Below are 18,395 nucleotides of genomic sequence, written 5' to 3'. Positions count from 1 at the left end.
GCGATTCCGAAACCGCCCGCACTCCCAGGGCTTGTCGTAGATATCACCGGCCTCGGGGGCTGCTGCGCAGCCCATCGCGGCCAGGTCCGCTCCTACAAGGGTTGCGTCGTTCTATTCCTTAACTGACCGGCATTAGGGCTAGCCCGGCTCCTACATCGGTGTGAATGAAGACCGATGACGGAGCCGGGCTCGCGATACCCACAAAATCAGGCAGTCTTTTCCTGCGCACCCCACTAGAATGACACCACGCCACCGGGACTCGCCAACGGAATTGCCATGCCCCATCGTTTTGCGCTGTTCACGCAACGCCCTCTGGTTCTGACGCTAGTGGCCCTGCTCGCCTGCGGTTTTCTGGCGACGTCCCTGCTCAGCTACTACGCCTCGCGCAGCTCGATCCGCGACAGCATCGTGCACACTGAATTACCGCTGACCTCCGACACGGTCTATTCGGAAATCCAGAAGGACCTGGTCCGGCCGATCCTCATTTCGTCGATGATGGCTCGCGACACCTTCGTGCGCGACTGGGTGATGGCCGGTGAACGCGATGGCCTGAAAATGACCCGTTACCTGAAGGAGGTCATGGACCATTACGGCGCCTACACCGCCTTCTTTGTCTCCGATACCACCTCGACCTACTACCAGGCCAAAGGCGTGCTCAAGCAGGTCAAACCCGAAGAGCCGCGCGACGCCTGGTACTACCGGGTGCGCAAGATGATCGCGCCCTATGAGATCAACGTCGACCCGGACCTGGCCAACCAGGACAACATGACGGTGTTCATCAACTACCGAGTGCTCGATTACCAGGACCGCTTTATCGGCGCCACCGGCGTGGGCCTGACGGTGGACGCGGTGGTCAAGTTGATCGACAAGTATCAACAGCGTTACCAGCGCAACGTCTACTTCGTCGACACCGAAGGCCGCATCGTGCTGACCGGTGCCGAAGGCGGTCCCGAAGGCGCACGCGTGGGGCAATCCCTGGCGCAGCTGCCGAGCATGAAAGAGCTGCTGGCCCAGCTGCCAAAACCCGCCAGCGGCACCTACGAATACGCCACCCAGGGCCAGGGGCACTTCCTCAATGTGCGCTTCATTCCAGAACTGGACTGGTACCTGTTTGTCGACAAGCGCGAAGACGGTGCGCTGGACAGCATCCGCCAGTCGTTGTACCTGAACTTGCTGATCTGCGTGGTCATCACCGCCATCGTGCTCTGGCTGCTGAACGGGGTGGTGCGCCGTTTTCAGGCACGCATCGAATCACTGGCCACCCTCGACAGCCTTTCCGGCCTGCCCAATCGCCGCGGCTTCGACCTGCTCGCGGCCCAGGCCCTGCAGGAAGCCCAGCGCGAGACCAGGCCGCTGATGGCGTTGATGATCGACCTGGACCATTTCAAGCAGCTCAACGACAGCCACGGCCACCTGGCAGGCGACGAAGTGCTGCGTGGGTTCGCCCAGGTGCTGGAGAGTTGCCTGCGCCATTCGGATATCATTTGCCGCTGGGGCGGAGAAGAGTTCATTGTGTTGCTCAAGGACACCAACAGCCACAACGCCCGGCTGATCGCCGAGAAAATCCGCCAACGCAGCGAACAACAGGTCTTCCGCTACGCCGACAAGGCATTGCGCCTGACCATCAGCGTCGGCCTGACCGCCCTGCAAGCCGACGACTCTCTTCACAGCCTGATCGCACGCGCCGACAACGCGCTGTACCGGGCCAAAAAAAGCGGACGCAATGGCGTCTGCGCGGAACAACCGATATCGCACTATGAGTGACACTTCCCACTGCCCAGCCTGCGGCGCCAGCAATCGCTGCACCCTGGCCGACCCGAGAACCGCCGCCAAGCCTTGCTGGTGTTATGGCGTGAGCATCGACCCGGCGGTGCTTGAGGCGCTGCCTGCCGAATTGCGCAACCAGGCCTGCCTGTGCCCGCGCTGCGCCCAGGTCGAGTCGCAACTGGCCGCAGCTGGCAAACACGCGCCGATGCCGTAAGCTACGCCGCCCTTCACCACCAGCTGATTACCATGCGTGTCGACCGTTTCCTCAGCAACCTGCCCCGCTTCAATCGCCAGCAAGTGCGCTTGCTGCTGATTGAGCGGCGGGTTCGGGTGGACGGCGAGATTGTCAGCGATCCCCACCACAACGTGCGGGAGTTCAGCCGGGTCGAATGCAACGGCGAGGTCCTGCAGGAAGGTCGCCCGGCACGCTACTTCATGCTGCACAAGCCCATGGGTTGCGTCAGTGCCACGACCGATCCACAGCACCCCACTGTCCTTGACCTCTTCGCTGAGCCGGACAAAAGCGAGCTGCACATCGCCGGCCGCCTGGATTTCAACACCTCCGGGCTGATGCTGATCACCAACGACGGCCAATGGTCCCGGCGTCTGACCCAACCGCAGACGAAGATCGCGAAAATTTATTACGTCGAGACCGAGCAACTGATCGGCCCCGAATACGTAGAAAAATTTTTGGAAGGTTTTTATTTCGCCTTCGAGGACCTGACCACCCAGCCGGCCGAGTTGACCATTCTCGGCCCTCGAGAGGCTCGCCTGAGCATCGTCGAGGGGCGCTATCACCAGGTCAAAAGAATGTTTGGCTTCTTTAATAACAAGGTCTTGCGTCTGCATCGCGAACAAATGGGCGCTCTGGTGCTCGACAACACCCTGGCACCGGGCGAGTACCGCCCCCTGACGGCTGAAGAGATTCAGCAGATCTGAGCCGAAAACCGCTCAGCAGAAACTTGTGACTTATTCCCGAAATGGGACTTGCGGGTTCGGGCTGAGCCTGCTTGAATCCAAATCGTCAGTCTGCATGTGACTGATGAGTCACATGCAGCATCCAAGCAACTTTTTGTCCGGCCATCGGCGCCTTGAAGCGACGAGTCCGGCAGATTGCCCGCTATAACAACACCCGTCGACCAAGGCTTCAGCGGTTCGACAATTGGGCCAAAAATCTTCAGGGCGTATGCCTACCTGTCATAAAAAGCGTGCAAGATTTTTTGCGCGATCACCCGCTTTTCGCCAGGAGTCTATGACATGAGGCCAGAAATTGCTGTGCTTGACATACAAAGTCAGTACCGGGTTTACACGGAGTTCTATCGCGCAGATGCCGCCGAGAAAACGATCATTCTGATCAATGGCTCACTGGCGACCACCGCCTCATTCGCTCAGACGGTGCGCAATCTGCACCCCCACTTCAATGTGGTGGCATTCGACCAGCCTTACTCTGGCAAGTCCAAGCCTCACAACCCGCATGAAACGTTGATGACCAAACACGAGGAAGGCCAGATCCTGCTGGAGCTGATCGACCACTTTGGCGTTGACCAGGTCATGTCCTTCTCGTGGGGTGGCGCAAGCACCCTGCTGGCCCTGGCACATAAGCCACGGCGCATCGAGAAAGCCGTGATCAGCTCGTTCTCGCCGGTAATCAATGAACCGATGCGCGACTACCTGGAGCGTGGCGTGAGCTACCTCAGCGCTTGCGATCGGTATCAGGTCGGCAATCTGGTCAACGACACCATCGGCAAATTCCTGCCATCGCTGTTCAAGCGCTTCAACTACCGCCACGTCAGCAGCCTGACCGAGCACGAATACCGGCAGATGAATTTCCACATCAGCGAAGTGCTCGACCACGACCTGAACAACGCGTTGGTGGGCTCACGCAACATCGCCATTCCGATGCTGTTCGTCAACGGCGACTGGGACGAGTACACCACCGTGCAGGATGCCCGCCGCTTCGGCGATAACGTGCGCAACTGCCAGTTCTCCACCATCAAGGGTGCCGGTCACTTCCTGGACATGGAAAACAAGTCGGCGTGCCGCGATACCCGCAAGGTGCTGATGGATTTCCTCTTGCCCGCCCCGCAGGAAAACCGTGTCCGCTACCAGCCATATCAGGGCCACCATGCTCTGGCCATTTGATTGGGAAGGCCGCCTGTAACGCAACCCGTGCATCAACGCCGAATCGGTACGGCACGAGGAAGATGTACGCCCCGGCGCTACAGGTAGCCTGCATCATCGCAGGAAAGAAAGCTTCAAATCGGCGACGACTTCTGGTACAAAGTCAGCCGCTGCACGCGGGTGTCGTATAATGGCATTACTCCAGCTTCCCAAGCTGATAACGAGGGTTCGATTCCCTTCACCCGCTCCACGTATTTCAAGGCCTGCAGCTCTGTTCATTCATTACCGCATCCCTCTGGGGGCCGTATTGGGGACCGTTTGATAAGAGTAGACGCAAATAGCCGCACAGCCTGATGCCAACCCCCATATAGGTGCCAATCCTAAAATCTGTGGGGGTCCGAAAAAAGAGTAATATTAGTAATATCCCCTCCGCAAAAAAGCCACAGCCCTTGTAGATCACGGCCTCCAGCGGTTTTTGGAAAAGGCGATATTTAAGCGATAGGAAGGCGATATTATTACCTTTCTTAAAAGCTATATTTCTATTCCTTAAAACCCAATGAATCCGGGGGTTTGACAGAAATATTACTTTTCATATCGCTTCATATTACCTTCCCTTGTAATACCGGAAGCCCAGTAAAACCGTGGCCTCCAGCCCTATTAGCGATGCCATATCGCTCATATCGCTCTTTTTGAAAATGCCCCTCTACCTTTAAGAATCAATCTCAATAAAACGACGTTTTTCATGGAGCCTGGATCGGTTGCATAAAGGGCAAACTGATCGTCGATCGTGTTCAGTTCTGTGAAATCCATCAAACACGCCACAGCCCTCGTCCGTCGTGGCCTGCAGGGAAATCAGCCTGCCCCCGTCCCCTGCCAATCTCCGCCCCAAAAAGATCGTGCGCGTTTTTGAAAATCCATCGAAACCCACGTTTTCAAAGTTTTCGCCCAATGAAACCGGGGTTCCATCGCTACCCCGTCCGTGACCGCCCTGAGTACCGCCGTGCAACCGCGCTGCATTTCCCTTCAAAACTTTGCACTCTGTGAAATGGCCGATCCCCTGCAGAGGCCCACGGCCCGCCTGGGCTGCAGGTTCGTTTGCACTACATCGGGATTTGCACAAAAAACGGACGCAAAGCCCGTCGGCGGGAGGGGGATAAGTGATTTTTCATGCGGTTTTTTTTCTGCAGCCAGATTTTTCCGCCTGCCCCCATTGATCGCGTCAGGTTAAGCTGAGCGCGCCATTAATGCGGAAGCTCAAGGAGTAATGATGGGTAATACTGATGTGATCAAGGTCTTAACCGACCTCTTAAATGATGAGAGACAGCTGATTGAATTGCGAATAGCCGCCGCCGATGGCCTTGGCTATGGTGGCTTTAGTGGTGCGCGAGATGCTTTGCAGCAGGTTGTTGAAGATGGTCAAGCCGATGTGCTCTTACGCCAAGCGGCTATCCGCGCGCTGGGTCAGACGCTGCACACGTCGAAGTGATTTTGCCGACGTTGTGAATGCCCACCACAACCGCACCTTACGAAGGGGACTCGTCCCGCTCATAAACGAGAAACCCCGCAGATGCGGGGTTTTTACGTTTACCTTGGTATCTATCAGCTTGCGCCCTTACAGCCCCGTCAGATCGACCAGGCTTTCACCGTATCGCTTAAGCTCGTAGATCCCTGGGTGGTTGTAGCCGGTCAGCTTGTTGGTGGCACACAGGGCGTTAGCCGGCACGCCCATGCCCCCAAGGTTGCGGTCATCCGCAATCCAGGTGCTGGGCACATAGGCGGCGCCCAAGGCCAACGCGGCGCGCTCTAACTCGGCGTTGGTAAACCGCCAGGTGGTGACGGTCGCGCCATGCGCCACATTGATGCGCGGCACGCCCTGAATGACCACGTCCGCCCCGGCCGCTTGCAGCGCCTGGGCAATCGCCACGACGTTGTCATAGGTGCTGGTTGAGCCCAGCTCATTCATCCCAAAACTGATAATCGCCAGATCGGGCGCCGCCGCGACCACCGCCGCCAATCGTTCAGGCCACCGACCGTTGAACTCCGTGGCCGCGCTGGTGGTACTGCCGGCGCCGAAATTCAGGTAGCTGACGACCGACCCATAGACCTGCTCAAGGTGCTCGACCAAACGCCAGGCCCGCCCCTCCTTGCAGTGAACCGCGCCGGCGCCGTCGCCGAAGTCGTAGCGGTCAATGGCTGCCACGGTGTCGGCGGCGTAGTTGGTGAAGTAGTACTCCGGCCGATCGCGCGTCGCGCCATTGGCGGTGTAGGGAACGCTGCCCAGTCCGCTGACACTTTGAATCGCGTCGATGGAGTCCCCGTACGCCGCCAGCTTGATCGGCAAACCACGCACCAGCTTACCGGCCACCTTGCGCAAGGCCTTGCGGTTGCGCTCGCGCAAGCGGATGTATTCCCCTTCCCGGCCGATTTTCATCAAGCCATCAAAACCCGCCGCACTGCAGACATACAGAGCGGTCTTCGCCAGAACCACCCCCAGCTTGAGGGTGCCCGTCGGCAATGCAGGAATGTACTCGATACCATCAATTCCCGTCCGCGACGTCCCGGCCACCAAGGACACCGCTCGGGTGGACTTATTGAGCACCAGCAGATCAAAGCGTTCAGAGCCGGCAGCTGGCAGCGTCACGGCTTGCGTGAAACTGATCGGCGTTTTGACCCCGGCGACAGTGAGAAAGCCTTCACCAATCACCGATTGCCCGCTGACCGTCAGTGTCACATCGGCACCGTCCACCAGGTCAAATTCAACGCCGGACGCCGGGAGTTCTGGGGGCTTGGCCGCACGCACATGCGCGCCGGCCGCAGACGCCAAGGTCACACCGGCCGTGGTGACGGCCAGCCAGGTCCCGGACAAGGCGTAGTAGCCCTTCTGGATCTGCACCGCCGTACTCTCCCCATCGCGCCGCCCCATGCCGATATTGATGGAGGCTGAATCGGCGTTAAATGCCTTCATCACCCAAACCAGGGTTTCCCCCACCGCGGTGGTGACCGGGTCGAAGGTGAACATGAGGTCCTGGACGTCGCTAATAATGTTCAGCTCCGTGCTGGTGTAGACACGCTGGAAGATCAGCGTGTCCCCCGCCGAGCCAGGAGCCCCCACATAGCCGGTGGCACGCCGATACAAGGTCAGCTCAAACGTGGCCGCACTCAGCAGTCCGATGGAGTTGAACAGGGTCAGGTAGTCCCAGACGCCGTTGTCGCCGTCGAATCCAGCCGACCACCATTTAAAATTGCCGGTCGCCGGGAACTGGTTGTTGGCGGTTCGCGAGAAGCGAGGGGCCGGCCTCAGCTCCGTCAGCAGCTCGGTGAGTTGAACGATGGACTCTTCCTGCGGCAAGTTAACGATCTTCTGGCCATCAAGAAGTAGCTGATGGTGGAACACCCGCACCGCCACCGTAGCGGCCAGCCCGGTATCGGCAATGGCCAACCAGCCATTGGCGCCCTGACGGTAGTAGCCCCGCACGATCTGCGTGATGCCCGTGACGTTGTTGAAGCGGCCCATGCCCAGACGACCCGCTCCGCCACCGGCAACCAGGCCCCGTAGCTCAATGATCAGGTAATTGTCCGCCGGCACCGTAACTTCAGCGAACGGCAACTCGATGACCTGGGTCAGCGCGGTATTGCCAAAATCGCTGACTGGGTAGCTCTTCGACAGCGCATTCACGTCACCGTTGGCGGCGCTGGGCGGCCCCACGTATGCGGAACCAATCGGCCGAAACCAGAGGTCCAACGTCAGGTTCGCGTTGTAATTGAGTTCATCGACCTGGACTTCAATCCGGTCGACCTTCGGTGAAGTCGGCACCACCCCGAAAGCCCAGGAGCTGAAGCCCGCCCCCGCAAAGTGCAAGGGCGCCGGCCAGCGGGCAAACACCTGCAGCTCCGAGCCCAGGGTCAAGGCCCCGATCCCCTCCACATCCTTCTGCAGCACGCCAAAGTCATCATTAAGCGCATAAGCAGGCATAGCCTTTTTAAGTCGGCCCAGAGTGAAGGAGTATCGAGCCGTTGTGGAGATAACCGACGTGCCCCCAGGCAAGATCGTCGAGAAATACCAACCAGCCAAAGGCACGCTCTCGGCTCCGGAGTCCGCCGCTCGCCCGAACCCGAAAGATCCTGGGGAGCCGTCTTCAGCGAGCCCCTTCACCTCGGCGAAATAAATTCGATCTGGACTGATGGAAATTTCGTCGTATGGCAGTCGTAGTGTCTGAATCGAGGTTGTATTGAGGAACTCGGCCGCAAAGTACTGATGGCTTTGCAACACCGCGTCGCCTGCTAACGTGCCGGGCACCGCATTCGAATTGAGGCTGGCCACAGCGCGAGAGATTATGCGCAGGGTGATCTTCGCATTGGCATTGACGTTATGCCCGTGCACATCCAGATAGTTCGCTGTGGCGGTGAGCCCCTGCAGTTGGAATGCGAAGCCGAAAAAGCTACCGCTGTCCGCCGTGAACACTGACGTTCTTGGTCGGCTGAAGTCCTCACGAACAGCCACTTCGGTGTAGGCCTCCTCAATATCAACAACTCGCGGTGGCAGGGCCTGCAGCGTCTCAACGGCCTTGGTGCTTGGGTACCGTTTTAGCTCAAGCTCAACGCCTGAGTTGTTCAGGTACAAAATCAAGTGTTCTTTCGAGTCAGGTGAAGGCACGTTGAAATATTTATTGCTGCTCGTGGCGGTAGCGGCCAAGCCCGCAGCAATATCGACATAAATGCCTGCTGACAACTGCGCCGCATCCTTGGCCATCTCTGCTCGACTGGCGGCAGCTTCGGCAGCCAATCGAGTGTCGTCCACGTCATTGAATTGCAGCGCCAGACGAAAGTCTCTTGCGCCCTTAACCACTCGGATGTCGTACAAACCATTGGGTGCGGCGAACTGGATCAGACCATTGAGGTCGGTGCTGAACGGGTTGTCCAACGTCACGCCGTTAGCCTTGACCAATTGCGCGGCCAAGCTTTCAGTTCCACGTTGGTACAAGTAGCAGGTTGCATCTGCCAAAGCGTTGCCCTGGTCGTCTTGGGCGAAGAAATTCTTCAGTTCCACATGGGTATCCTTTCGTTAAGCGGTGATGGGCTTCAGCTGCACGGCCAGCGTTTCAGCGGTAGCCGCCTTGGCAGCGAATCCAGCAGCATCAGTTGGGCTGGGTGTTGGCCCGGGCACATGGGTATGGGCGGCCAACTGCAGGTTCATCTCCTGCACCAGGTCGATCAGATCGCAGAGCACCTGCAGCACGTTGACCCCCTCGGAGCCCAGCCAGGTTTGTGGGGCCAGGCTGCGGCGAACGCCCTGGATTCGCTCCTGCAGGTCGCCGCCGATCGCGGCGTTGTACTTGCGGCCCACCACCAGGTTGAGGTCGCGGCCGGTGGCCTGGTGCAGGTCGTCTACCGCCGCCAGGCTGGCGGATCCGGCCGAGAGCAGCTTGAGCGCGCCCAGCGCCTCGATCTTCTTGATGCCGCCCACCGACTCAGTCGAGTGGTCATCGATCTGCAGCGTGCTGCTCTGGTGCCGTTCGGTGTTGGTCAGGCTCCGGACTTCGCGCTCGATCGACTCATCGCGGATCCGGCCATCGGTCTGGCGCAACCAGCTGCCATCAGCCTGGACACGTTGCTGTGAGGCTTCGCTGTGCTGCCAGACCTGGTCGCCCTTGGGCACCCTTGGCAGGCTCAGGCCGTGGGGCAGAATCGTCTGAATGTACGGTTTGTGTGGCAATCCGTAGGCAAAGCCGACTACCACCGTGGTGCCCTCCTCGGGAAACCCGAAGAAGCCCATCTCATCACCTCCCAGCGGTACCGGCAGCGGCACGCCGGCCAAGATCGGCAGCTCAGCATCGGGCTCGCCATCGACACTCAGCACCTGCAGGTCTACTGCGAAGCGCGGACGGAAGTCGTCGCAGATCCCGGCGCCGGCCGGCGCATCCGCCACACCGACCACCCGGGCGAAGCGCGGCAGGTGGTAGCCACCGGGCAGTTCCGGGAATGCGCGCTCCACGGCGCGAACGATCACGTCTTCCATCGGATGCCCATTTGATTGCCGGACAGCGTCACATGTGTGATCCGCTCGCCCTGGTTGATGGTTGCACCAGGACGCAGCCCGGGAAGCGCCGCGATCATGGCGCTCTGGTTGCCCTGGTAGTCGTTGAACAGCTCCACCGGCAGCTGCAGCGCCGATCGAGCGCCGAAGAAGCTGTGAGCCCAGCTACCCACGAATACCTCGCCGTCACCCTGCTGCTGCCAGATGAAGTCATCGATGGAGAACACCTTGGCCAGCGTGTCCATGGCCTGATAGCCGCCGGCCAAGTTGTAGAAAAAGGGCGCCTTGGTCCGGGCGTAGGCCTGGTCCGGCACCCGGAACTTCAGGCCGGTCTGGTTGCTGATCTCGCCCAGGACGGTGCGCAGGTCGGCATGGCGCAGGTTCATTGGGAGCGGGCGGGCCAAAATGCCGGCTATCTCGCGGCAAACCAGCACCTGCTCCACCTGGTTGGCCTGGGTGCAGCGCTCCACGTACCCGAGAAAATGCCGCTGCAGCGGGCTGTCGTTGTAGCCCAAGTCCAGAGTGACCAAGCCCTTTACGGCGGCGGGTGCCTGGATGGTGAACGTCGCTCGCCCTGGGCTGCTCAGTGTCAGGCGCACATCGTCCTTGACCAGCGGGTAGGCCGTGCCGTCAACGCTGAGCACCTTGTGCAGTTTCATGCTCATGAGCCGCTCCCCAGCCACTGATCGACTTTCTTCAGGGTGGCCTCGAAGCCCGTCAGGCTTTTGGTTGGCTCGCTGCCGTCAGTGCCGGCGGAACCGCTCACGGCTTGCCCCGGGGCAGACTGTTGGGCCACCGCGTTGCCGGCCCGGCGGGTCTCCACGCGCTCAGGGTTCGAGAGCTTTTCGGCCAGGGTGAACTGGATCCGCCACGCGGCCAGGGTGTCGTCTTCGCGAGCGCTGACCCCGTCGGTGAACTGCACCTGGCGCACACCGAAGGCAGCGGCGGTGTCGTTCACGACTCGATAGGTCTTGAGCTGGCCGCCGCCTTCCGTCGCTTCGGCCAGGCTCATCAGGGTGCGCAATTGTTCGGCTTCCTTGTAGCGAATCGTCAGCGCAACGGTCAGCGTCTTCGGCTTGAACCCATTGTGTGCGGTGTCGCTGTTGCTGGTTTGGCCAGACAGATCGCCGCTTTCGATGCGCAGGCTGGCCGTCACCTTGAGGCCGATGCCGCGGATCTGTTGACCGTCGAGGAGCAGCGTCATAGGCCGACCAACTCCCGAACAAAACTCAGACCTTTGAGCGAACCCACCAGCAACACACCGGTGGCCAGCGGCCACTCATGCCCTGGGGCGTCCCCGGCCAGCAGATCGCGGCGCAGTTCCGCCGCATTACCGGGGCCCAACAGGCGGGCGCACATCGTGGACTCAGCGGTACCGCCGGCGAGCAGATTCTTGAGGTCGGCCAGCTGCTGATCGCGGGCCTGCGCCTGGGAGGCCTTGCGACTGGCAAGAGCCTGCAGATCGGCCAGCGGTGAACTGTCGGCCACGTAACTTTCAAGCGCGGCCAACTGCCCCGCCATGCTCTGGCTGGCGGCTTTGGTGATCGTGCTGCGCTCCAGGGGTAGCGACGACCAGCGTGGCAATGTCCCGGCCGAAGGCAGCTCCCACTTTTCCGCGTCCAGGGCGAACAGACGCTTAGCGCGCCGCTCGGCCCGCTGCAGGTCCGCAATTGGCATCAGCGCATTGAACCGGCCCAGAGTGGCGGCGAACTGGTCGTAGCGCGTGCCCATGAGCATCACCACCAGGGCGTACTGGGCCCCGGCCGGGCGGTTGTCGTCGCTGGTGTCCTCGAGCTTGGCGCCCAGGTGACGCAGCAAGTTGGGGGCCGACAGGTAGCGCTGCAGGCCCACGCCTTGGCCCACATCGCTTTGGAAGGGGGTGACGACCAGGCACAACGGTGCCTCGCTCAACGACTCGCTGAGCGCAGCCCTGCCGGATTCGACCGCGCCTGCAGCAGCGGCGCCGACCGGTCCGGGCTCGGTGGTGGCCAGTGAATTCAGGCTCAGCAACCGTTCCGCCGTGCTGACCAACTCGCCGCCGGCCAACGCCTTGGCCGCGTCCAGATCGCTCAGCCACTGGGTGGACTGCTCGGGCCAGCGCATGGTGACAGGAGTCCAGGTCATACCGGCAGCGACTCCCAATTAATGGCATTGATCGCAGTCAGATCCTGCGCCAGGCGCGCGTTCTGCAACCGCACGGTCAGATCGGCCACCTTCTGCAGGCGCAGCATTTTGAACTCGGTGAACTCGTCACTGACCTGACGCAACTGGGCGGCGGTGTGAGGCCGGAAGACTTTGATGCCCTGCTCGTCGTAGCAGGCGTAAGGTCCGTCCAAACCACGCAGGGCCATACCGGTGAGGTTGACCTGGTCGTCCAGTTCGGTGCTGTAGCGGTAGCGTTCGCCCAGGGCGGTGGACCAAAGCCCACCGGTGATCTCGCGCTGGCAGGCACTGTTCAAGGCTATCAATTGTTCCTGGTACCGCAGCTCAGCCACCGCCGGGATGTCGTCAATCCAACGGTCACCGGTCCAGATCTGCTCTGGACCGGGCACTTCCAGGGTGTAACCGGCCGGCAACGCACCCAGGCGATCAACCACGATGGGGGCGCGGGTCTGGGTGTGGTACGCAGTTAATCCCTGGTAGGAGTCGATCAACTGCCAGCGCTCGCCGTCCCACAGCGCGGCCTTGCGCTCTGGAATAACCGGTGGTTTGACTTCCACGCAGCGGGCTGGAATCAGCCACACACCAGGCTCCAGGGGCGATGCGTCGGCCACGGTTTCGCCGACATAGATACCCAGATGATCGGTTTGGTAGACGGTTTTGATGGTCATGATGGCTCTCAGTACTTCATGCAGGCGAGGTAGGCAGTGTTGATAGGTCTGGTTTCGGTGCCGCCGCTGTAGCCGACGGTGATGGCATGACTGTGATCGCCTGCCATCGTGATGGTCACCACGTGGCTGTGATCGCCCGCTTCGCCAACGTAGTCGCCACCTCCCACCATGCCCTCCCACGGCTCAGCGAGTGTCCCGCCCGAGTTGCCGGAATATGGGTTTGTGAGATGGCTGTGATTACCGGCGGTGCTGGTCGACGCGCCGTGAATGTGCTGACCGGCATTGGCCACACTGCCGGGGTGGTTGTGGCTACGCGTTTCGTCGGCTTGATCACTGCCCAACACCCGGCCCACGTCGATGCCCCGGCCGTCATCCCAGAACCGAGGGAACTTGGCGCGAGAATCACGAAGGTTGAAGGTGGTGACGCCGTCGCCGGCGCCGAACTTCGTGCCGATCTTGGCGAACAGTCGTGCATAGGCCACACGCGAAACCGCAGCCCCGTTCTCTTTGAGCCAGCCAGGAGGTGCCGTTGGCGTGGAGAAAAGGCCGGTCATTCCCACCATTTCCTCGTCCATGGCCAATCTGAGCGCCTGCAGCGCTTTGGTCGTAGCCAGGATCTCGCTGCTGTTCGAGGTGGGGTCGTCGCTTTTGGCATTGGGCAGGTTGCCCAGCTCCACGTCTTCCTTGGTAGTTGCTCGAGCACGCAGCTGCGGATAGTCGCCCACGCGGGCGGCGAAGTGCTGCACCAGCTCCTCGGTGATCGGCTGGCTGGCGCGCAGGTCGGTGATCTCGCCCGAGGTGGCCACGCTGGCCACTTCCACCAGGTAGTGCTGGACGCTGTTGTTGTCCTGGTAGTCCGACTTCGCTTCGCCGAACACCACCTGCCAGGTGGCGACCACATCGCTGGCGACTCGAGTCAGCGACACATCCAGCCAAGCCTTGGCGGGCAAGGCCGGAAGCTGCGTCTGCACGGGTTCGGTCAACAGGACTCGGATTCCCTCAACGTAGGCCACCCCGGCCTTGAGCTGGAACAAGTCAAAAGCGTTGCGTTCCATCTGCAGGCTGTCGGCCAGGAAGCAGGCACGGCCAAACATGTCACGGTTGCTCAGGCGCTCGCGGGCATCGATGCCGCTGAGCCGCACCGTGAAGTCATGCTGCCAGGTGCTCGCGTCGACCACGATGCCGGTCAAGGCTTGGGCACCGGTGAACTCCACCAGGAAGTTGCGGGTGAGGTTGTTGCCGATCTGCTCCGGCGGGATGTTCTTGCGCTTCTGCTGCAGCGGCACGTAGGCCACGGCGAACAGCACGCTTTCGGCCGTCTCCAGGCCGATCCAGTTGAAGTCCCAGTCGCCAATGTCCGAGCCGACCATCAGGCTGTAAATCACCTGGCGCGGGCTGACGTAGCCTTTGCGGTTGACGTTGGCAGTGTGAACGATCTGCTCCGCAGGCGGCTTGCCGGCAGCCCGATCGACCGCACTGGTCGGATCCAGCCCGGGCACGTTGGCCAGCACGAAGCGCGCCACCTCCAGGACTTCCTGCGCCCCTTGTTTCTGGGCGATCAGGCTTTCGCCGGCGAGGGTAATGCTTGCTCCCATGGGTGCTCCTAAAGGGGGTCGGTGACAATGGTGACGAAGGCCAGCTCATTGATCTGCACCAGGCGAGGCGTTTGCTCGTCCAGGGTGGCGATCAAGGTTTGCTGGTCATCGTTGAAGTGGGCCACGCCAAAGCTCAGGGTCACCGGGGTGATCGTGACGAAGTCGTAGCGGCGGCAAGTACGGCCGTACTGCTGCATCAGCACGCGCAGCAGCACCGGGTTTTCGCTCAGTTGGCTGTCGGTCAGGTGCAACAGCACCACGTCCCAATCCAGCCCGGGCATGCGCTCCTCGATCTCGACATAGCCAACGCCCAGACGCTGAAATATCCGGACCATGCCAGCCGTGCTGCCTGCGTCGACGGCGTTGATAAAGGCGTACTTGACCCGCAACCGATACAAGCGCTCGGGCTCGCCGTGGAAGCGCTGGATATCGCGCTGCCAGGCCAGCAGATCGAGCACGGACAGGTGGCAGGTCTCGGCGTCCAGCTGCAGCAGCGGCCAATTCAGCCAGCCTTCGGCCTTGCTCCACCAGGACTGCGCGGCGGCCTTGAGCTTGGCCAGCTCCGGGCCATCCAGCCAAAACGGCAAACTCAACTTAAGCACCGATGGCCACCTCGACTCCGGACAGGCGCGGGATGGTCAACTCCGAGATGATGTCGTTGTTCTCGAAGCGCAAAGAGTCAATGCCCAGGAACTGCTCATGCAGCTCTTCGCCCAGGCGGCTGAAGGAAAACCGCGACTGTGGAAAGGTGACGGTTGGCTGGTAATCGCTGGCCGTGCTCTCGCGAAAGGCAGCACGGATGAACAGCTCGATATCACTGAGCAGTGCGGCATGCTGCTCAATGCCCACCTGGGCCTTCGGCCAGACCGTCAGGCTGACGGTGTGCAAGGTCTCCGGCATCTGCTGCACCAGGAGGTCATCGCCGTGGCCATGGTTGCCCTGGTCGCGGATGTAAGCGTTGATGGTTTCCAGGTAGGTGACCGCCGGGGCATCCGCCTCAAACAGCACCAGGGCATTGGCGCTGCCGGGGCCCCGGGGCGCGTTGTGCTCGAAGTAAACGCCATCGGCCTGGACGCCCGGGAAACTGGCGATCATGGCGCGGTAGACGGCATCGGTGTGCCACTGGTTCACCGCCGAAAACTGGTTGCGCGTGCGCAGGCGCAGATCGTCATTGCGCTCTTTATCCGCCCCGGGCAGGGTCAGCCAGCCATCCGCATTGACCACCTGGACAACGCCCGGTACCGGCTCCGGCAAGATGGAGAAATAACCGGGCGCCAGGTTGAAGCCGCTGCCGGTATCTTTGGCCACGGCCGGAACCAGCAACTGGGCCGCCCCATCGGCAAAGGTAGCTGCAGTGCGGGTCAGCAGCTCATAGACGTTGCCGTTGATCGCGATCGACTGCACCCGAGTACCGGCCGGCACTTCGAGCGTGCCGGCGATCGCGCTACGGGTAAACAGCAAAAGCCCTTCGGCTTTGGTGGGTGGCTTGCGGGTGACGTTGACGGCCCAGGCCAGCATGTCCAGCCAGCCATCGTTCGCGGTCTTGACGAAGAAGTTCGGCAGCACGGTGGCCACCAGGAACTCGATCAGCCACATCACTGGCTTGGTCACCAGGGCGGTGACGACCCGCCAGAACGGCGACCAGGCGCTGGTGTTGCTCAGTTTGCTGCCCTGGGCGACCACTTCGGCCTCCCAGGCCTGGCGCAGTTTCGCCTCGGTGGTCGGGATGCCGGCATCGGCCAGCGCTTGCTTGAAATCTACGTCGCTCACAACACCACCTCGACGGCTCCGAATGCTACGGTTTTTGCGGTGACCAGGTACTGGCCAGGGGATTGGGTGATGATCCGGACGGTGCCCGGTACCAGGCGCTCATCGGTCTCCACCAGCAGCTCCAGCTGCTGGATGCAGTCGGCCTGGCGAAAGCGATCGCGCTCGGCGACCAGCGTCACCAACAGGCCGCTCTCGCGGATCATGTGGGCAATGTCCTGGGCGATGCTGGCCCGGTCCTCGACCAGTACGGGCTGGTTGGACGGGTCCAGGGTCAGGTCGTTGTTGGTGATCAGCAGGTCGATATAGAGGCTCATCCGGCCACCCCCATGCTGATCATGTTTTCCAGCTCCAGCGGGGTCATGGGCTTAGCCGTGTGGATCTCGACCTTCTCCACGTGGGTGCCCTTGTTCTGGGTTTGAGTGGTGTTCTGGATGGTCTTGAGCAGACCGCCTTGGGGCACCGCTGTCGGCCGATTCGGCGAGAGGCTGCCCACGCTGCTGTTCATCGACTCCTTGGCCGCCATGGCGCGATCACCACCGTCAGGCAGCGAATCGGCCAGGCTGCCCAGGCGCGCGTTGATGTTCACGCCGGGGATTTTGTTCAGCATCTCGATCAGGCCATTGATCGCGCTCTGGAAGATCGAGGCGATGCCGTCCCAAGCAGCCTTGGCCATGCCAGCCCAGCCGCCCATGCTGCCGAACCAGTCCGACACGGCCTGCAGCTGGTCGACCACCCACTGGAACGCCGCCGTGTTCATCAGCGCGGTGGTCCAATCGTCCCAGTAGTAAATGGCGGCAGCCACGGCGGCGACCAGGGCGACAACGCCAAGGACAATCAACAGGACCGGGTTGGCCATTAATGCGCCGTTGGTGAGCCAGATCGCCGCCTGCCACAGGAGCATCGCGCCGCGCACCAGGCCCATCCAGGCGACCATCGCAATCAGCCCCACGGTGAAGGCCGTGATCATGACCACGTGATAGAGGAACATCGCGATACTTTTGAAACCGGTCCAGGTCAGCACCTTCCAGATGGTGAGCATGGACAGCCAGACCATCTTGCTGGCCCCCACGGTGAAGGTCAGCAACGCCATACCCGCGATCAGGCCGAGCACCGTCAGCACGGTGATACCGACCACCCGCGTGATGTTGGGGAACAGCTGCGTCCAGCGCAGCAGGGTTCCGGCGATCCCCGTCAGGCGCTCCATCAGTGGTGCAAGCATCGGAATCAACGCCTGGCCGAAGACGATGCGCAGTGCCTGCACCGCCGCGCCAAACTGCTGCCACGGGTCCACCATGGCCTTGGCCATCCGTTCGGCATTCTCCAAGCCGCGGACTTTCCCCAGCTGGTCGATACCATTACGCAGCCGGTCAGTGTCCTTGGCCAGGGCGCCGATCACCTGCGCGCCCTCCCCGCCAAACGCCTCCATCAGCTTGGCGCCGGCGGATGCGCTGGTAAGGTCGCCATACTTGCCTTCCAACTTGGCCAGGATGTCCAGCATCGGCAGGACCTTGCCCTGTTGGTCGGTGAACTTCATGCCCAGCTTTTCGGAGGCCGCACCGATGTTCTCGAAGAACGCCTTGTAGCGGCCGCCGGCATCGCCGCCTTCCATGGTGCTGCTGAGCGAACCGATCACCGCCATCTGCTCGGCCAGGTCCACGCCGGCGGTGGTGGCGATCGCGCCGACTTCCTTGAAGGCGTCCTTCAACTGGGCGCCATCGGTGCGGAACAGCTGCACCGCCAGCGCTGTTTGACCACCCAGCTTCTCCACCCAGGTGTTCTTGCCCATGGCATCGGCCTGGGTCTTCTGCAGGTTGTAAAGGGTGCCGACGTAGTCGCTCATGGTGTCGGCGTCGGATTTGGTGGCCTTGGCCAGCAGGTTGCTGGTGTTGGTGAACACCGCCAACTGGTTACCGGCCAGGCCCTTGATCGCGCCATCGATCTTGTACGCCGAGGCGACGAAGGCCTGGGCGTTCTCACCGTAGTCCACGGAAAACTGCAGGGACTTCTCCTGCAGCGAAGTCAGCGCGTCCTCGGCCACGCCCAGGGAGCGAACCTCGCCCAGGGCGCGATTCATCTCCAGGGCCGGCGCCAATGATTCAGTGATGCCCGTGGCCGCGCCCCAAACACCGGCTAGGCCGACGCCCATCTGCTTGATGTTCTCCTCGCTCTGCTCCGCGAGTTCGGAAAAGCTCATCTTCACCCTGGCCAACGGCGCAGTGACCTTGTCGGTCAGGGCAAGGATGAAATCGAGTCGAGAGCTGCGGTCTGCCATGGTTC

Annotated in this window: 16 protein-coding genes and 1 tRNA gene; 6 read left to right on the top strand and 11 right to left on the bottom strand. The window is 61.4% G+C overall.

Annotation, left to right across the window (positions count from 1 at the left end; genetic code table 11):
- The first annotated feature begins 276 nt into the window (after positions 1-276).
- The 6 genes from GUY40_RS24220 (at position 277) to GUY40_RS24195 (ending at position 5,374) form a co-directional block, all read left to right on the top strand.
- Positions 277-1,764, top strand: coding sequence for a sensor domain-containing diguanylate cyclase (locus tag GUY40_RS24220; RefSeq protein ID WP_166571439.1), 1,488 nt, complete (start codon positions 277-279; stop codon positions 1,762-1,764).
- Entirely contained in the window at positions 1,757-1,981 is a 225-nt protein-coding gene (locus GUY40_RS24215) for a cysteine-rich CWC family protein (protein WP_166571438.1), read from the top strand. The genes GUY40_RS24220 and GUY40_RS24215 overlap by 8 nt, the downstream gene beginning before the upstream one ends.
- Before the next feature lie 32 nt (positions 1,982-2,013).
- On the top strand, positions 2,014-2,706 hold the full coding sequence (locus GUY40_RS24210) for a 16S rRNA pseudouridine(516) synthase (protein ID WP_166571437.1): 693 nt from the start codon (positions 2,014-2,016) through the stop codon (positions 2,704-2,706).
- A gap of 318 nt (positions 2,707-3,024) precedes the next feature.
- On the top strand, positions 3,025-3,909 hold the full coding sequence (locus GUY40_RS24205) for an alpha/beta fold hydrolase (protein WP_166571436.1): 885 nt from the start codon (positions 3,025-3,027) through the stop codon (positions 3,907-3,909).
- 155 nt (positions 3,910-4,064) lie between these two features.
- A tRNA-Gly gene (locus GUY40_RS24200) sits at positions 4,065-4,138 on the top strand.
- A 1,014-nt stretch (positions 4,139-5,152) separates the two neighbouring features.
- Entirely contained in the window at positions 5,153-5,374 is a 222-nt protein-coding gene (locus GUY40_RS24195; RefSeq protein WP_218585472.1) for a HEAT repeat domain-containing protein, read from the top strand.
- Positions 5,375-5,500: 126 nt separating this feature from the next.
- On the opposite strand, the gene GUY40_RS24190 is transcribed toward GUY40_RS24195, so the two are convergent.
- From GUY40_RS24190 to GUY40_RS24140, 11 genes are read right to left on the bottom strand one after another with little or no spacing between them, the layout of a single operon-like run.
- The gene (locus GUY40_RS24190) at positions 5,501-8,935 is read right to left on the bottom strand and encodes an SGNH/GDSL hydrolase family protein (protein WP_166571434.1); all 3,435 of its coding nucleotides are present in this window, start codon (positions 8,933-8,935) and stop codon (positions 5,501-5,503) included.
- A 15-nt stretch (positions 8,936-8,950) separates the two neighbouring features.
- Positions 8,951-9,904 (bottom strand): hypothetical protein, encoded by a 954-nt coding sequence (locus tag GUY40_RS24185; protein WP_166571433.1) that lies wholly within the window; start codon positions 9,902-9,904, stop codon positions 8,951-8,953.
- Positions 9,892-10,587 carry a hypothetical protein gene (locus GUY40_RS24180; protein WP_166571432.1) on the bottom strand — a complete coding sequence of 232 codons (696 nt, stop codon included), beginning with the start codon at positions 10,585-10,587 and terminating at the stop codon, positions 9,892-9,894. Before GUY40_RS24180 ends, GUY40_RS24185 begins: the two co-directional genes overlap by 13 nt.
- On the bottom strand, positions 10,584-11,126 hold the full coding sequence (locus GUY40_RS24175; RefSeq protein ID WP_166571431.1) for a DNA-binding protein: 543 nt from the start codon (positions 11,124-11,126) through the stop codon (positions 10,584-10,586). The genes GUY40_RS24180 and GUY40_RS24175 overlap by 4 nt, the downstream gene beginning before the upstream one ends.
- Complete coding sequence (locus GUY40_RS24170; RefSeq protein ID WP_166571430.1) at positions 11,123-12,046, bottom strand: hypothetical protein; 924 nt, start codon at positions 12,044-12,046, stop codon at positions 11,123-11,125. Before GUY40_RS24170 ends, GUY40_RS24175 begins: the two co-directional genes overlap by 4 nt.
- Positions 12,043-12,753 carry a phage tail protein gene (locus tag GUY40_RS24165; protein ID WP_166571429.1) on the bottom strand — a complete coding sequence of 237 codons (711 nt, stop codon included), beginning with the start codon at positions 12,751-12,753 and terminating at the stop codon, positions 12,043-12,045. The genes GUY40_RS24170 and GUY40_RS24165 overlap by 4 nt, the downstream gene beginning before the upstream one ends.
- Before the next feature lie 8 nt (positions 12,754-12,761).
- Positions 12,762-14,348: a phage tail protein gene (locus tag GUY40_RS24160; protein WP_166571428.1), complete on the bottom strand. Its 1,587-nt coding sequence runs from the start codon at positions 14,346-14,348 to the stop codon at positions 12,762-12,764.
- Between the two features lie 8 nt (positions 14,349-14,356).
- Positions 14,357-14,950 carry a phage tail protein gene (locus GUY40_RS24155; protein WP_166571427.1) on the bottom strand — a complete coding sequence of 198 codons (594 nt, stop codon included), beginning with the start codon at positions 14,948-14,950 and terminating at the stop codon, positions 14,357-14,359.
- Positions 14,943-16,118 (bottom strand): baseplate J/gp47 family protein, encoded by a 1,176-nt coding sequence (locus GUY40_RS24150; protein ID WP_166571426.1) that lies wholly within the window; start codon positions 16,116-16,118, stop codon positions 14,943-14,945. The genes GUY40_RS24155 and GUY40_RS24150 overlap by 8 nt, the downstream gene beginning before the upstream one ends.
- Positions 16,115-16,432 carry a DUF2590 family protein gene (locus GUY40_RS24145; RefSeq protein WP_166571425.1) on the bottom strand — a complete coding sequence of 106 codons (318 nt, stop codon included), beginning with the start codon at positions 16,430-16,432 and terminating at the stop codon, positions 16,115-16,117. The genes GUY40_RS24150 and GUY40_RS24145 overlap by 4 nt, the downstream gene beginning before the upstream one ends.
- Complete coding sequence (locus GUY40_RS24140; RefSeq protein ID WP_166571424.1) at positions 16,429-18,390, bottom strand: phage tail tape measure protein; 1,962 nt, start codon at positions 18,388-18,390, stop codon at positions 16,429-16,431. The genes GUY40_RS24145 and GUY40_RS24140 overlap by 4 nt, the downstream gene beginning before the upstream one ends.
- Between the last annotated feature and the right edge of the window lie 5 nt (positions 18,391-18,395).

It is taken from the genome of Pseudomonas sp. R5(2019), assembly GCF_009905435.1.
GTDB lineage: Bacteria > Pseudomonadota > Gammaproteobacteria > Pseudomonadales > Pseudomonadaceae > Aquipseudomonas.
This window is presented reverse-complemented; position numbering and strand designations above follow the sequence as displayed.

Coding starts and splice junctions, on each gene's coding strand:
- GUY40_RS24220 (WP_166571439.1), top strand. CDS start 277: ATGCCCCATCGTTTTGCGCTGTTCACGCAACGCCCTCTGGTTCTGACG.
- GUY40_RS24215 (WP_166571438.1), top strand. CDS start 1,757: ATGAGTGACACTTCCCACTGCCCAGCCTGCGGCGCCAGCAATCGCTGC.
- GUY40_RS24210 (WP_166571437.1), top strand. CDS start 2,014: ATGCGTGTCGACCGTTTCCTCAGCAACCTGCCCCGCTTCAATCGCCAG.
- GUY40_RS24205 (WP_166571436.1), top strand. CDS start 3,025: ATGAGGCCAGAAATTGCTGTGCTTGACATACAAAGTCAGTACCGGGTT.
- GUY40_RS24195 (WP_218585472.1), top strand. CDS start 5,153: ATGATGGGTAATACTGATGTGATCAAGGTCTTAACCGACCTCTTAAAT.
- GUY40_RS24185 (WP_166571433.1), bottom strand. CDS start 9,904: ATGGAAGACGTGATCGTTCGCGCCGTGGAGCGCGCATTCCCGGAACTG.
- GUY40_RS24180 (WP_166571432.1), bottom strand. CDS start 10,587: ATGAGCATGAAACTGCACAAGGTGCTCAGCGTTGACGGCACGGCCTAC.
- GUY40_RS24175 (WP_166571431.1), bottom strand. CDS start 11,126: ATGACGCTGCTCCTCGACGGTCAACAGATCCGCGGCATCGGCCTCAAG.
- GUY40_RS24170 (WP_166571430.1), bottom strand. CDS start 12,046: ATGACCTGGACTCCTGTCACCATGCGCTGGCCCGAGCAGTCCACCCAG.
- GUY40_RS24165 (WP_166571429.1), bottom strand. CDS start 12,753: ATGACCATCAAAACCGTCTACCAAACCGATCATCTGGGTATCTATGTC.
- GUY40_RS24160 (WP_166571428.1), bottom strand. CDS start 14,348: ATGGGAGCAAGCATTACCCTCGCCGGCGAAAGCCTGATCGCCCAGAAA.
- GUY40_RS24145 (WP_166571425.1), bottom strand. CDS start 16,432: ATGAGCCTCTATATCGACCTGCTGATCACCAACAACGACCTGACCCTG.
- GUY40_RS24140 (WP_166571424.1), bottom strand. CDS start 18,390: ATGGCAGACCGCAGCTCTCGACTCGATTTCATCCTTGCCCTGACCGAC.